Annotated in this window: 14 protein-coding genes; 11 read left to right on the forward strand and 3 right to left on the reverse strand. The window is 65.2% G+C overall.

Going from position 1 to position 14,112, the window contains the following annotated elements:
• Window positions 1–87 precede the first annotated feature (87 nt).
• Together E8M84_RS08020 and rpoH are read left to right on the forward strand one after the other, a co-directional pair.
• Window positions 88–2,064 (forward strand): potassium transporter Kup, encoded by a 1,977-nt coding sequence (locus E8M84_RS08020; protein ID WP_137110598.1) that lies wholly within the window; start codon window positions 88–90, stop codon window positions 2,062–2,064.
• Window positions 2,065–2,235: 171 nt separating this feature from the next.
• Entirely contained in the window at window positions 2,236–3,132 is an 897-nt protein-coding gene (gene rpoH / locus E8M84_RS08025) for an RNA polymerase sigma factor RpoH (RefSeq protein WP_137110599.1), read from the forward strand.
• Window positions 3,133–3,143: 11 nt separating this feature from the next.
• On the opposite strand, the gene E8M84_RS08030 is transcribed toward rpoH, so the two are convergent.
• Entirely contained in the window at window positions 3,144–4,109 is a 966-nt protein-coding gene (locus tag E8M84_RS08030) for an alpha/beta fold hydrolase (RefSeq protein WP_137110600.1), read from the reverse strand.
• 93 nt (window positions 4,110–4,202) lie between these two features.
• Here E8M84_RS08030 and E8M84_RS08035 point away from each other — a divergent pair, with 93 nt between their 5' ends.
• From E8M84_RS08035 to E8M84_RS08060, 6 genes are all read left to right on the forward strand, one after another.
• Window positions 4,203–4,955, forward strand: a complete 753-nt coding sequence (locus E8M84_RS08035; protein ID WP_276607116.1) for a phosphatidylserine decarboxylase — start codon at window positions 4,203–4,205, stop codon at window positions 4,953–4,955.
• Window positions 4,956–4,957: 2 nt separating this feature from the next.
• Complete coding sequence (gene pssA / locus E8M84_RS08040) at window positions 4,958–5,710, forward strand: CDP-diacylglycerol--serine O-phosphatidyltransferase (protein WP_137110602.1); 753 nt, start codon at window positions 4,958–4,960, stop codon at window positions 5,708–5,710.
• A gap of 86 nt (window positions 5,711–5,796) precedes the next feature.
• Complete coding sequence (locus tag E8M84_RS08045) at window positions 5,797–6,417, forward strand: class I SAM-dependent methyltransferase (RefSeq protein ID WP_137110603.1); 621 nt, start codon at window positions 5,797–5,799, stop codon at window positions 6,415–6,417.
• Window positions 6,418–6,461: 44 nt separating this feature from the next.
• Complete coding sequence (locus E8M84_RS08050) at window positions 6,462–7,445, forward strand: Gfo/Idh/MocA family protein (RefSeq protein ID WP_137110604.1); 984 nt, start codon at window positions 6,462–6,464, stop codon at window positions 7,443–7,445.
• Window positions 7,446–7,589: 144 nt separating this feature from the next.
• A complete protein-coding gene (locus E8M84_RS08055) occupies window positions 7,590–9,416 on the forward strand; it encodes a M3 family oligoendopeptidase (protein WP_137110605.1) in 1,827 nt (608 codons plus the stop codon).
• A gap of 190 nt (window positions 9,417–9,606) precedes the next feature.
• Window positions 9,607–10,437 (forward strand): hypothetical protein, encoded by an 831-nt coding sequence (locus tag E8M84_RS08060; RefSeq protein WP_137110606.1) that lies wholly within the window; start codon window positions 9,607–9,609, stop codon window positions 10,435–10,437.
• Between the two features lie 40 nt (window positions 10,438–10,477).
• Here the strand turns inward: E8M84_RS08060 and E8M84_RS08065 are convergent, their stop codons facing one another.
• Both E8M84_RS08065 and E8M84_RS08070 read right to left on the reverse strand, forming a co-directional pair.
• Window positions 10,478–10,768, reverse strand: coding sequence for a DUF4389 domain-containing protein (locus E8M84_RS08065; RefSeq protein ID WP_137110607.1), 291 nt, complete (start codon window positions 10,766–10,768; stop codon window positions 10,478–10,480).
• A 33-nt stretch (window positions 10,769–10,801) separates the two neighbouring features.
• The gene (locus tag E8M84_RS08070; RefSeq protein WP_137110608.1) at window positions 10,802–11,230 is read right to left on the reverse strand and encodes a host attachment protein; all 429 of its coding nucleotides are present in this window, start codon (window positions 11,228–11,230) and stop codon (window positions 10,802–10,804) included.
• Window positions 11,231–11,423: 193 nt separating this feature from the next.
• Here E8M84_RS08070 and E8M84_RS08075 point away from each other — a divergent pair, with 193 nt between their 5' ends.
• The 3 genes from E8M84_RS08075 to E8M84_RS08085 all read left to right on the forward strand — a co-directional run bounded on the left by E8M84_RS08075 (window position 11,424) and on the right by E8M84_RS08085 (window position 13,832).
• Window positions 11,424–11,735: a hypothetical protein gene (locus E8M84_RS08075; RefSeq protein WP_137110609.1), complete on the forward strand. Its 312-nt coding sequence runs from the start codon at window positions 11,424–11,426 to the stop codon at window positions 11,733–11,735.
• Between the two features lie 165 nt (window positions 11,736–11,900).
• Window positions 11,901–12,773, forward strand: a complete 873-nt coding sequence (locus E8M84_RS08080) for a LysR family transcriptional regulator (protein ID WP_137110610.1) — start codon at window positions 11,901–11,903, stop codon at window positions 12,771–12,773.
• 231 nt (window positions 12,774–13,004) lie between these two features.
• A complete protein-coding gene (locus E8M84_RS08085; protein ID WP_137110611.1) occupies window positions 13,005–13,832 on the forward strand; it encodes a YdiY family protein in 828 nt (275 codons plus the stop codon).
• The last annotated feature ends 280 nt before the right edge of the window (window positions 13,833–14,112 follow it).

The raw sequence follows: 14,112 nt of genomic DNA on the forward strand, positions 1-14,112 counted from the left end.
CACTGCGACCCTGCGGTGCTTCCTGATCCGGATCAGCCGATAAAGCCTGCCCCCCCGTCAATCCAGACAAGCACCCAAGGGTGACCCATGATCCATGACCCGATTCCGCGGGAGATTCAGCCTGCCTTGCCCCTGTTCGACGAGGAGGCGCTGGATATCTCGGACTATCTCAGGGCCGAGCAGGACGCCGACGACATCCACACCGACGAGACCAGGCGGCAGGGGATCGCGGCCCTGACGCTGGGCGCGATTGGAGTGGTCTACGGCGACATCGGCACTTCACCGATCTATGCCTTCCGCGAGGCGATCCGGGCCACCGGGGCGGCCAGCCCCGGCGCGCCGGAGGTGCTGGGGATCCTGTCGCTTTTGATCTGGACGCTGATCCTGATCGTGACGGTCAAATACGTCTTCTTCCTGCTGCGCGCCGACAACCGGGGCGAGGGGGGCATCCTGGCCCTGTATACCCTGGTCCGGCTGGCGGCGGGGAAACGGTCTGTTCCCGTGCTGCTGCTGGCGTTGGCGGGCGCGGCGCTGTTCGCGGGCGACGCGGCGATCACGCCGGCGATTTCCGTCCTGTCGGCGGTCGAGGGGCTGGGCCTGATCCTGCCCTCGCTGTCGACCTATGTCTTGCCGATCACCCTTGGCATTATGGTCGCGCTGTTCATGGTGCAGCGCCGGGGGACGGCCAGCGTGGCGGCGCTGTTCGGTCCGATCTGCGTGGTCTGGTTTCTGGCGCTGGCTGGTCTGGGTCTGTGGCATATCGCCGATGAGCCGTCGGTCCTTGCCGCGTTCAACCCGGTCTGGGGGCTTGGGTTCCTGCTGGACCATACCGGAGTGGCCTTCGTCGTGCTGGGCGCGGTGTTCCTGGCCGTGACCGGGGGCGAGGCGCTGTACGCCGATCTTGGGCATTTCGGCCGCAAGCCGATCATGCTGGCCTGGTTCGGGCTGGTGCTTCCGGCCCTGGTGCTGAACTACCTGGGCCAGGGCGCGATGGTGCTGGCGCATCCCCATCTGGCAGAGAACTCGTTCTTTGCCATGGCGCCCGAGGCTCTGCTTCCGGTCCTTGTCGTGCTGGCGACTGCCGCCACGGTCATTGCCAGCCAGGCGGTGATCACCGGGGCGTTCTCCATGGCGCGGGGCGCGATCCAGCTGGGCTTCCTGCCGCGGTTGCGCATCGTGCACACGGCAGAGGGGCAAAGCGGGCAGATCTACATCGGGGCGATCAACTGGCTGCTGCTTGCGGGTGTGCTGTGGCTGGTGCTGTCCTTCGGTTCGTCCTCGGCGCTGGCCTCGGCCTATGGCATCGCGGTGACGGGGACGATGGTGCTGACCTCGATCCTGGGGGTGCTTTACCTGATCCGCTCGGGCCGGTTGAAGGCCCCGCTGGCCGTGCTGCTGGCGGCGCCGGTCCTGGGGGTGGAACTGGTATTCCTGGCCTCGAACGCGGTGAAGATCGGCGATGGCGGCTATGTGCCGGTGGTGGTCGCGGCGGTCGTCGGGATGCTGATGTGGGCCTGGTGGCGCGGGACGCAGGCGGTGAAGGCGCGGGTGGCGAAGCTGGCGATCCGGGTCGGCAGTTTCGTGCGCATGATGCGGAATTCGTCGGTCAACGTGATCCCGGGCACGGCCTTCTTCCTGACGGGCGACCCGGAGGTGGTGCCCTCGGCCCTTCTGCACAACATCAAGCACAACCGGGTCCTGCACGAGCAGACGGTGCTGCTGACGGTCGAGACCCTGCGTGTGCCCTATGCCACGGCCGAGGAACGGGCGACGGTGGAGCCGCTGGGCGGCTGTTTCGTGCGGCTGATCCTGCGGTTCGGGTTCATGGAGACGCCGAACGTCAGCCGGGCGATGGCGCATGCGCGGGCGGCAGGGCTGAAGTTCGACGTCATGGCCTCGACCTTCTTCCTGGGGCGCAGGCGGGCGGTGGCGACGGGGACGGGCGTGGAGCTGGTGATGGACAAGGTCTACGTCGCGCTCAGCCGGATGGCGGCGGACCCGACGGACTTCTACCACCTGCCGCGCGACCGGGTGGTCGAACTGGGCGAGCGGGTGGCGATCTGACGCGGCCTGACATTCGCGTGAGTCGCTTGACATGAAGCTTTATGCGCGACGGAGGGACCCACACCTGTCGTTAAGCGTTTGGTGCTAGATAGCCCTTGCATGGGGGTGGCGGTTACTTTAGGTTATCGCCTTCCCGGGGGCGCTGACGCACCGGGCAAATGAGGGGGCATGATGAGCACCTATACGAACCTACCCGCACCAAGCCCTGAACAGGGGTTGAACCGGTATCTGCAGGAAATCCGCAAGTTTCCGCTGCTGGAGCCGGAAGAGGAATACATGCTGGCCAAGCGCTGGGTCGACCATCAGGACGCGCAGGCCGCGCACAAGATGGTGACCAGCCACCTGCGTCTGGCCGCCAAGATCGCCATGGGCTATCGCGGCTATGGCCTGCCGCAGGCCGAGGTGATCTCGGAGGCGAACGTGGGCCTGATGCAGGCGGTCAAGCGGTTTGACCCGGAGAAGGGGTTCAGGCTGGCCACTTACGCGATGTGGTGGATCCGCGCGTCGATCCAGGAATACATTCTGCGGTCGTGGAGCCTGGTGAAACTGGGCACGACCTCGGCGCAGAAGAAGCTGTTCTTCAACCTGCGCAAGGCGAAGGCCAAGGTCGGCGCGCTGGAGGAAGGCGACTTGCGCCCCGAGAACGTGGCGCAGATCGCCAAGGACCTGTCGGTGACCGAGGAAGAGGTCATTGACATGAACCGCCGGCTGTCGGGCTCGGACGCATCGCTGAACGCGACCGTGGGCTCGGACGGGGAAAGTGCGACGCAGTGGCAGGACTGGCTGGAGGACGAGGATTCCGACCAGGCCGAGGCCTATGAGGAAAAGGACGAGCTGGACGCCCGCCGCGCGCTTCTGGTGCAGGCGATGTCCGTGCTGAACGACCGCGAAAAGGACGTCCTGATGCAGCGCCGCCTGGCTGAAGACCCGGTGACGCTGGAGGAACTGTCGGAAAGCTATGGCGTCAGCCGTGAGCGCATCCGCCAGATCGAGGTACGGGCCTTCGAGAAGTTGCAGGCGAAGATGCGCGAACTGGCCAAGGGCAAGGGGATGGCAATCCCTGCGTAAAGCGGGGACGGCTATCCGACTTGCCGAAGGAAATCGCCAATGCGGGCCATGATCTCTTGGTCATGGCCCACCCAGACGTGACCGCCTTCAGGCAGGATCCACACCTCTGCGCCGGGCACTGTCGCAGCGATGTGTCGTGCCGCGGCCGCGGTTTCGAAGCGGTCGTCCTCGACCGAGATCGCAAGCGTTGGGGCGGTGATCCGGTCCAGCGGAAAATCCGGTGGAGCGGCCGCCCAGCGGGCGTCGTTCAATAGGCCCTCATACTTCAGACTGACCGGAAGGATGCCATGCAGGATCGCGGACACGCGGTCCTGTTCGTCGTGTGCGGCGGCTTCCACCAGATCCGGATCGGTTGCCAAGAGTGTCGCGATCATCTGCCGTCTCGCCAGACGAAGACCGGCCCAGACCAGGGCATCCGAGCGAAGACCGTGTTCGATGATCCAGGCGGCAAGCGGATTGGGGGGCGGTGGCGCGGGACGTCCCGGGACGAAGGTTGCGGGCACGATGGGCACCAGTGCCCGGGTCCGGTCGGGGTGGCGCAGAGCAAACGCCAGCGCCGGGATGGCCCCGGCCGATCCGCCGATGACGGGAATCCGGTCCAGACCCAGGCTGTCCATGAGGTCGGCCAGCGCATCGGCCTGGGCCTCGGGTCCCGGATCGGCGGGAAAGGCCGTGCCCAGATAGCCGAACCGTGACGGCGCAATCACCCGGAAGCCCTGCTGGATCAGGCGGCGGGCGAAGAGCAGGCCCTGGTCAAAACCGCCCCCGGTTCCGTGGATCATCAGGAGCGGTGGGCCGTCTCCGACATCGGCATACTCCTGCGGCCCGATTCGGCTTGGGGCCCGGAGGGAGGGACCAGCGGCGGCAATCGCGGCCCGGGCGTCATGCAGGACCCGGCGGTAATCCCAGATCGCTGCGCCGGTACCGGCCGAGACCAGGGCAGCTGTCCCGAGTTTCAAGAGATTCCTGCGCCGCATCCCGCCTCTCCTGTCCGCGGAACATAGGAAACCGGGTTGGGTCCGGCGTCCTTGACCAAGGTCAATCCGGCGTCATGCGGCGTGCGTGACCTCATTCGGCATTGCTCCGACGGCGATCAAGAGCTACGAGCCTTCTCACAACGGAGACATCCGATGCGCATGATTGACACCTTTCTCAAGCCGATGCACCCCGAGGGGTGGAAGTTCGTTCCCGTCTTTGCGGTGGTCTCGCTGGTCCTGTTCTGGATCTGGGACCCGCTGGGCTGGCTGGGCCTGGGCCTGACGGTCTGGTGCTACTACTTCTTCCGCGACCCCAAACGCGCGGTCCCGGTCAATACGGGGTTGCTGGTCAGTCCGGCCGACGGGGTGGTCAGCCTGATCGAACGCGCTGTGCCCCCGTCCGAGCTTGGGATGGGCCCCGAAGCTCTGGTCCGGGTTTCGGTTTTCATGTCGGTCTTCAACTGCCATGTGAACCGCGCACCCATCGCCGGCAAGGTGACGGCGGTGGCCTACCGGCCCGGCAAGTTCTTTAACGCCTCGCTGGACAAGGCCTCCGAGGAGAACGAGCGCAATGCACTGGCCATCGAGATGGCGGACGGCCGCAAGATCGCCGTGGTGCAGATCGCGGGTCTGGTCGCGCGGCGGATCATGTGCTGGAAACAGCCGGGCGAGATGGTGCGGACCGGCGAACGCTTTGGCCTGATCCGGTTCGGCAGCCGACTTGATGTCTACCTGCCCGAGGGGGTTCACCCGCAAGTCGCTCTGGGTCAGACCATGTGCGCCGGTGAGACAGTGATCGCGCTGATCGGGCAGGACGCCCCGGCCCGCGCGGCCCGGGTGGAGTGACTATGGACCGCAAGCCGTCCGACGCACCGCGCCAGCTTTTGCTGCTGAAGCTTTTGCCGAACCTGGTGTCGATCCTGGCGCTGTGTTCCGGGCTGACGGCGATCCGCTATGCGATTGCCGGGAACTTCACGCTGGCGGTCCTGCTCATCGGGGTCGCGGCGGCGCTGGACGGGCTGGACGGGCGTCTGGCGCGGATGCTGAAATCGGAAAGCGCAATCGGGGCGGAACTCGACTCGCTTTGCGATTTCGTCAACTTCGGGGTGACTCCGGCGCTGGTCCTGTACCTGTGGGGCCTGCGTCCCGAGACGAGCCTTGGCTGGATCGCGGTGCTGGTTTACGCGGTCTGCTGCATGCTGCGACTGGCGCGGTTCAACGTCGGCTCCAAGGTCGCGGTGGGCGAGGCGGCAGAGAAGACCGCGTTCATCGGGGTGCCGTCCCCGGCGGGGGCGCTGCTGGTCCTGTCGCCGCTGTATCTGGAATTTGCCACCGGCCGCACCTTGCACGTGCATCCGGTGATCGTGGCGGCCTGGATGGTGGGCATCGGCGCGCTGATGATCAGCCGGGTGCGGACGCCGTCGTTGAAGCGGATCACCATCGCCACGGACATGGCGCGTTATGTGCTGGTGGGGGCTGTGGTGGTCGTGGCGGCAGTGCTGACCTACCCCTGGGTCACTCTGCTGATCCTGTGCATGGCCTATCTGGCGGGAGTCCTCTGGCTGGCGCTGCGCGGGATGCGGAAACCCCCGGTCGGCTGACACACGCTTAAGTTGCGTCTTTTACTTGCAATCTTCCCGAAGCTGGGCAAAGTCCCCCCGGCAAAGGAATTTTTCACGGAAGACAGATGCAGATCGACGCGATTCAGAAGTCCTATCGTCGCTGGGCCCCGGTCTATGACCTGACTTTTGGCCGGATCACCCAAGGGGGCCGCATCCTTGCGGCGGATCATGTCAACGCGCAGGGCGGGGTGGTGCTGGAAGTGGGCATCGGAACCGGGCTGGCGCTGGATTACTACGCTCCGAATGTCCGGATCACCGGGATCGACCTGTCGGCCGAGATGCTGCGCGAGGCGGCAGCGCGGGCGAAGAAGCGGGGGCTGAAGAACCTGGCCGGGCTGTACGAGATGGACGCGCGCCAGATCGCCTTTCCGGATGCGGCCTTCGACCATGTGGCCGCGATGCACATCATGTCGGTCGTGCCCGAGCCCGAGCGGGTCCTGGACGAGATGGCGCGGGTCTGCCGCCCCGGTGGCTCGGTGATGATCGCCAACCACTTTGCCGGACGCGCCGAGGGCTGGACCTTTGCCGAACGGCTGGCGGCGCCCCTGGCGAACCTTCTGGGCTGGCATTCGGACTTTCCGATCGAACGTGTCCTGGGCCATCCGAAGCTGCGGCTTGAGGAAAGCCGTCAGGTGTCGCCCTTCGGGCTGATGACCTTCCTGCGCTTCCGACGGGTTGAAGGTTAGCGCAAAACCTGACCTAGTGGCCGCAAAGCCTTGGGGAGGATTCCATGAAACCAGTCAGATGGGGCGTGCTTGGTGCCGCCAATTTCGCGCGTGAGCATATGGCTCCGGCGATCCATGCCGCCCACGGGGCAGAGCTTGCTGCGCTGGCAACCTCTGATCCGGCCAAGGCTGCGGGGTTCCAGATCTTTTGCCCGACCCTGACCGTGCATTCCAGCTATGAGGCGCTGCTGGCCGATCCGTCCATCGACGCGGTCTACATTCCGCTGCCGAACCACATGCATGTGGAATGGACGCTGAAGGCCCTTGCGGCGGGCAAGCATGTGCTGACCGAAAAGCCGATCGCGCTGAAGGCGCATGAGATCGACCAGATCATCGCGGCGCGGGACCGGACCAAGCTTCTGGCCGCCGAGGCCTACATGATCGTGCATCATCCGCAGTGGAAGCGGGCGAAGGAATGGTTCGAGGCGGGCGAGATCGGCGATCTGGTCCATGCCGATGTGGCGTTCAGCTTCAACCTGACCGACACCGGCAATATCCGGATGAAGCCGGAAACCGGGGGCGGGTCATTGCGCGACATCGGGGTCTACACGTTCGGCTCGATGCGGTTCGTCACCGGGGCAGAGCCAGTGGACATCTCGGCCCGCATCCACCGCGACCACGGGGTGGACACGTTTGCGCAAGTGGCGGCCACGATGGAGGGTCCGCGCGGGCGGTTCACCTATGGCTCGATGACCTCGATGCGGATGTACAACCGGCAGGTGGCGACGTTCCAGGGCACCAAGGGGATGATCCGGCTAGAAGGCGGTTGCTTCAACGCCAACGTCAACGATCTGGCCGAAGTGGAACTGCACCAGAACGGCAACCGGGTAACGGTGGAGCGGTTTCCGACGGCGAACCACTACAAGCTGCAGGTCGAGGCGTTTGGCCGCACGGTCCGCGAGGGCGTGGCCTATCCCTGCCCGCTGGAGTTCGTGAAGGGCACGCAGGCGATGATGGACCGCGTCTACGACGTGGCCGTCGAGATCTGAGATGTCGCTCGTCGATGACTGCGTCACTCCTCGCTTGGGGGGACGCTTCACGACGAGGAGACGAAGTCGAACGAGGAGGGGTCCGGGGGTTTTCTCGGGCCGGTCCACGCCATAGATGACAGTGAACGCTTTTCGGAGATTGCCATGACCCTGCACCTGCCCCAGCCCGTGTTCGACGCCAATGCCAGCGGGGGCGGGTTCGGGGACTTGCCGGACTGGGACCTGACCGACCTCTATCCGTCCGCCGACGGCCCCGAGTTCGCCGCCGACATGGCGGAACTGGAACGCGCCTGCGCGGCCTTTGCCAAGACCTACGAGGGCCGCCTTGGCCGTCAGGATGCGGCGGGGCTGCTCGCCTGCGTGCAGGAATACGAACGGATCGAGGTGATCGCCGGGCGGCTGATGTCCTATGCGGGACTGCGGTATTACCAGAACACCATCGACCCGGAACGCGCCCAGTTCATGGGCAACGCGCAGGACAAGGTGACGACGGCGACCACGCCCCTGGTGTTCTTCAGCCTGGAGTTCAACCGGCTGGACGATGACCATCTGGCCCGTCTCCTGGCCCAGAACGCGGATTTGGCCCGCTACAAGCCCGTCTTCGACCGGATGCGCGCGATGCGGCCGCACCAGCTGTCGGACGAGCTGGAGCGGTTCCTGCATGACGAGTCTGTCGTTGGTGCCTCTGCCTGGAACAAGCTGTTCGACGAGACGATGGCGGGCCTGATGTTCACCGTCGAGGGCGAGCCGGAGGAGTTGAACCTTGAGGCGACGCTGAATCTTTTGACCGATGCCAATCGCGCTCGGCGCGAGGCGGCGGCGAAGGCTTTGGCGGGGGTTTTCGACAAGAATATCAAGCTTTTCGCCCGCATCCACAACACGCTGGCCAAGGAAAAGGAAATCCACGACCGCTGGCGCAAGATGCCGACGCCGCAGCATGGCCGCCACCTGTCGAACCATGTCGAGCCCGAGGTGGTCGAAGCGCTGCGCAACGCCGTCGTCGCGGCCTATCCGAAGCTGTCGCACCGCTACTACCGCTTGAAAGCCAAGTGGATGGGGCTGGAGAAGCTGCAGGTCTGGGACCGGAACGCCCCCCTGCCCACGGAGACGCCGCGCATTGTCGACTGGCCCGAGGCGCGGAAGACCGTGACCGAGGCCTATGCCGCCTTCGACCCCCGGATGGCCGATCTTGCCGCTCCGTTCTTCGACAAGGGCTGGATCGACGCGGGCGTCAAACCAGGCAAGGCCCCCGGGGCCTTCGCGCACCCGACCGTCACAACGGTCCACCCTTATGTCATGCTCAACTACCTCGGCAAACCGCGCGACGTGATGACCTTGGCTCATGAACTGGGCCATGGGGTGCATCAGGTTCTGGCGGCCGGGCAGGGGGAGCTTCTGTCCTCCACCCCCCTGACGCTGGCCGAAACCGCATCCGTCTTCGGCGAGATGCTGACCTTCCGCAAGCTGCTGGACCAGGCCAAGACACCGGCCGAGAAGAAGACCCTGCTGGCTGGCAAGGTCGAGGACATGATCAACACGGTCGTCCGCCAGATCGCCTTCTACGACTTCGAATGCAAGCTGCACGCAGCCCGGGCGCAAGGCGAGCTGACGCCCGAAGACATCAACGCGCTGTGGATGAGCGTTCAGGCGCAGTCCTTGGGCGACGCCTTCGAGTTCATGGACGGATACGAGACCTTCTGGGCCTATATCCCGCATTTCATTCACTCGCCCTTCTACGTATATGCCTATGCCTTCGGCGACGGGTTGGTGAACGCGCTTTATGCGGTCTATGCCTCGGGCCTGCCGGGATTCCAGGACAAGTACTTCGCCATGCTGAAGGCGGGCGGGTCGATGCACCACAAGGACCTGCTTGCCCCCTTCGGCCTGGACGCCAGCGATCCGAAGTTCTGGGACAAGGGCCTGTCGATGATCGCCGGTTTCATCGACGAGCTTGAGGCGCTGGAGGCGTGACGAGGGGCCGGGCGTGATGTCCGGCCTGCAACACAACCAAGGATAGTTTCGGCTGCCATAGTCCTCGCGCTTGCGGCAGCGCGGGGCCATTGGCATCGTCTGGCGGGTGCCAGTCCTTTCCGGCTGGCATGCGTTGGCTATTCCGAGGTTTGTCTTGCCGTTGTTCCTGCGTTCCTTGCCGCTGTCCGTGATGACCCTGTGGCACTATGTATTCGTTCTTCCCATCGTCGTGGTGATGAGCATCCCCTTCGTCTTCCTCAGCATGATCCCGGTCCTGGGGATCGTGTTCTCGACCGGGCTGACGGCGTTCTACACGATCATTGTCTACCGCTGCGCCCTGACAGCCTATGGGGTGGGCAATGAGCCCGATATCGTCAAGCTGGTGAAGTCCAGCCTGGCCCTGGGCTTCATGTACGTCTTTGCCAGCCTGATGATCCTGATCGTCGCGATGGCCATTGCCATCGTTCTGGGCTGGTTCGGCATCGGCGAGAATGCGGAACTGCCCGGCACCAAGAACCCGATTCCCTGGGGGCCGGCCTCGGCGTTTCTGGTGTATCTTGCCCTGTTGGTCGGCTTTCAGGCGGCGATGTCGGTACCGACCGCGGCGCTCGCGCATGCGGCGACCAATCATGGCCGCGATCCGGGGGTCATCTACGGCTTTGGCCAAGGCTTCTTCTCGGCCCTGACGGCCTGGGCGATCTGGGTCACCGGGTTCTTCATGCTGGGCCTCTTCACCGTCCTTGTCGAAGCGGTCACCACTGGACTGCAGCTGATGTTCAGCGACCTGCTGAAGATCAGCACGACCGAGATCAAGCCGATCCGCTGGGTGCCGCTGTCGGCGGCGATTGCCTATGTGCTGTGGGGGCCGTGCTGGTTTGGGGCGACGGCCGTTCTGGCCTGGGACCGCACCCGCAACCGCTATGAAGCGGAAAGGGTTAAAACCGTCGAGGTCGCCCGGGTCAGCGCGGACGACCTGCGGGCCTTGCGGGAATCGCGGATGCCGGGGCGCGGCCAGACCTGATTGGGCTGTGGTCACCCGGCGGCGTGGCCAGACCGGGGGGCTAGACGTCGAAGGGCCAGGGCCGGGTTTCAGTCTGGGCGGTCTGGAAGGCGGCCGCCTTGGCCAGCCAGCCGCCCAGAGACTTGCCGAACTCGGCAATCCGGGCGTTGGGCTTGCCCTTGTCGATCAGCATCAGCACGAACTGCAGCACGGTCAGCATGTGCAGGATCGTTTGCGCAAGGCTGATCAGGATCGCGAAGATCAGCATCATGAGCCCACGCATCCAGATCGAGCCCTTGGGCGTGGCACCAGGTTCCGGCAGGACCTTGGGATCGGTGTTGCCGTCGGACATCCTGTCCTCCTCTCACTTGTGGCGTGCCGCCCGTCAGACCTTGCCGACGGACGAAAGGTGATCGGCAAGCGCGTGGACCGGCACGTCGGAGAGGTCCTTCGGCAACTCGGCCGCGACATGGGTGTTCAGCGCGCCCGGCATCGCATCGCGCAGCGCGCCCAACATCTTCGGCCCCGCCGCCAGCACGATCCGGTCGGCGCTGCCCTTGAACCATTCCGCCTCCAGCGCGCGGACGACGTGCTTTGCCAGACGCGGGCGTTCGACTTCGGCGGCGGACTTGGTGTCGTGGCCGAAGCTTGCCGTCCCGGCGCGGTTGCGGCCGCCCTTGGAAAACTCGTATTCCACATCGTCGAAGGCCTCGGCGCTGGCGCTCAGCAGTTCTTCCATCGCGGCGCCCTTGCCGCGCACCAGCCGGAATCCGGCTTCGTCGGCGATGCAATAGAGAGTGACGACTGGCTTCATGGCAAATCCTCCGTGGCGTATCTATCGCAAGGATCGGGGCAAAGCCCGGCGCGCGCCATGATCTGTGTCAGTCCGCTGCCTGATTTTCGGGCGGAGGCGCCGAAGATGCGGCGGATCAGCGCGGGGGCGGCGGCAAGGGCTTGGCAAGCGGTGGCGGCGGGCCTAGCTTTGACTAAGACGCATGGAGGTTCCTATGCCCAAGCTTGTCCGTCTTTACATCCAGTCCGTGGCCATCGGCTTTGGCCTTGCGGGGGCCTTCACGGCGGGGCTGATGTGGTTGGACGTGGCGGGGATCGGGCATCTGGTGCTGGGCTCGGACATCGGCTGGGTTGCGGCCGCGATGCTGGTGGTGTTCAACGGCATCGTGTTCTCGGCGGTGCAGTTTGCATTCCGGATCATGGGGATGGCCGAAGCGGACAGCCCCCCGCCCGGTGGTCGTGGCGCGCGTGAGCTGGTGCTGGTGCCCGTCCGCGTGCCGGTCCCGTCGCGCCGCCGGACGCGCTGAGCCGACCCTTTTCACGATTTGCTGCGACGGGTTTCGGCCGTTGCGCCACGGCGTGATCCTTGGATGACGTTCTCGGCATCGAAGCGGGTTCCTTGCACCGCTGACCTTGGCATTCGCGGGAAATGATGCAGGTCTCCCGGCTGTGTGTCGTCGGGAGTGTGACGTTTGGACCTGCAGCTGATCAAAACCTTTCTTGAAGTTTCCTCGACCGGCTCGTTCGGCGCGGCGGCCGGGCGGCTGTATGTGACGCAATCGGCGGTCTCCTTGCGCATCCAGCGGCTGGAGGATCAGCTGGGCCGTCCGTTGTTCGACCGCACCAAGGCCGGGGTCGCGCTGACCGCGGCGGGGCGCGAGTTTCGCGGCTTTGCCACAACAATCCTGCGCAACTGGGAACAGGCCCGGCAGCGGGTGGGGGCGCTGGACGACGTGGCGCGGACGCTGGTCATCGGCGCGGAAAGCACGCTCTGGCCGCGGTTCGGTTTCCGCTGGATCGACCGCCTGCGCGAAAGCCACCCGGAGCTTGAGATCCGCGCCGTTCTGGCCGAGCCTGACGGTCTGGTGCAGATGGCGCTGTCGGGCGAAGTGCAGGTCATGCTGACACATGGCCCCCTGGACCGGCCCGGTCTCTATTCCGAACGGCTGATAGAGGAACAGCTGGTCATGGTCTGCCCCTGGTCTGACGCCACTGTCGAAAGCGTGGCCTCGGCCTACACGCTGGTCGACTGGGGGCCGGAGTTCCTGCGTTTTCACGAGGCGGCGCTGCCGCGCCTGGCCAATCCGCGCCTGACGCTGAGCGATGGGGCGATGGCGGCGTGGTTCCTGCGCTCGCGCCCCTGCGCGGCCTATATCCCGACGCGGCTGGCCCATGCCTCGCTGGAGACGGGCCAGCTGTTCGCCGTGCAGGATGCGCCGGGGTTTTCCCTGGTGTCCTGGGCGGTCTGGCGGGAAGACATCGGCGAAGACCTGCGCAGTGTTGCGCAGAGGGCACTGGCCGACACGTTGGCTGCGGTGCGCGAGGACGCGAGCGAGGTGATGTAGCTGCCCCGGCCGTCGCTGCGTGCCGCTGGCATCGCCCTGATTTGCCAGCGGTTTTGAGCCTTGATCCCGGCCGTATGGGATTGCGGCGCGCTGGATCAAGGCGCCGGGGTCACGAGTAATTCTTGAGACCCCCTCAAGCATTCCAAATTTTTCTTATACATATCATCACCTTATCTCTGCCTCACCGAAGCGCGGCCATCCCGGTCCGCTTGCAGAGAATGAGGTTTGACGATGAAAAAGCATCTGTTCCTGACCGTCCCCGCCCTGGCCATCCTGGGCATGACCCCCGCCTTTGCGCAGGACGCGATCACCGGCGTTCGCGACCTTGATGACCGCATCACCGACATCGAGGAAGAAGTGGCCGAGGACATGGACCGGTCGAACGACGCGGCGCGGTTCGGTTTCCCGGAATACCAGCCCGGCTTCAGCGGCAGCGCCTCGCTGGGCTATACGGCCGAGACGGGCAACACCGAAAGCCAGGAGTTCAACCTGGGCGCCCGGCTGCGCTATGCGGAAGGCAACTGGGTGCAGACCTTCGGCGTGGCCGCCGACTTTGCCGAAGACGCGGGTGTGAAGACCAAGGAAGACCTGTTCGCTGTCTATGACGCGAACTACTACCTGAACGAACGGTTTTACCTGTTCGGCCTGGCCCGGGTGGAACGGGACGGTCTGGCATCGACCGCCGATGACATCGCCCGCGACGGCTTTGTCGGCTTTGGTCCCGGCTACCGGGTCATCAACGAGCCAGACATGGCCTGGCGTCTGCAGGGCGGTATCGGGGTCAGCTACCTGAAGGACGGTCTGGGCAATTCCGAGACCGAGACGGGTTACATCGCCTCGTCGCGGTTCTTCTACCAGATCTCGGACTCGGTCTTCCTGACCAATGACACGGACGTCCTGTCGTCGGATACGGCACTGCGCGCCAGCAACGACTTTGGCGTGAACTTCAAGATCACCGACGCGCTGTCGACCCGGGTCAGCTATCTGACCGACTACAACGATGCGCGGGCGATCGAGACGGACAACCGTCTGGGCGTTTCGCTGGTCGTGGGGTTCTGATTTCCCTCGCCCACGGTCAGCGGGGAACGGGGCAGGGCAACCTGCCCCGTTTTCCATATGGAAGGGTGGCGGGCCCGCAGCAACCGTGAGGACCGGGGTTTTCCCGAGAGCCAGAGGTCTCAGGTGGGCGCCAGTTACCTGGACCAGGATCCAGGCAGAGCCAGCCCCCGTTCGCTTGCTTATCGGCCACTGGAAAATTGGCCCCGCACGCGAGGAGCAGAACCCGCCATCCGTGAAGATAGGGTGCAGGGGCACGGGCTGCAAGCGTCTGGGGGCCGCC

Origin of the sequence: Rhodobacter sp. SY28-1 (assembly GCF_005222785.1) — a bacterium.
In the GTDB taxonomy this organism is placed as follows: domain Bacteria; phylum Pseudomonadota; class Alphaproteobacteria; order Rhodobacterales; family Rhodobacteraceae; genus Tabrizicola.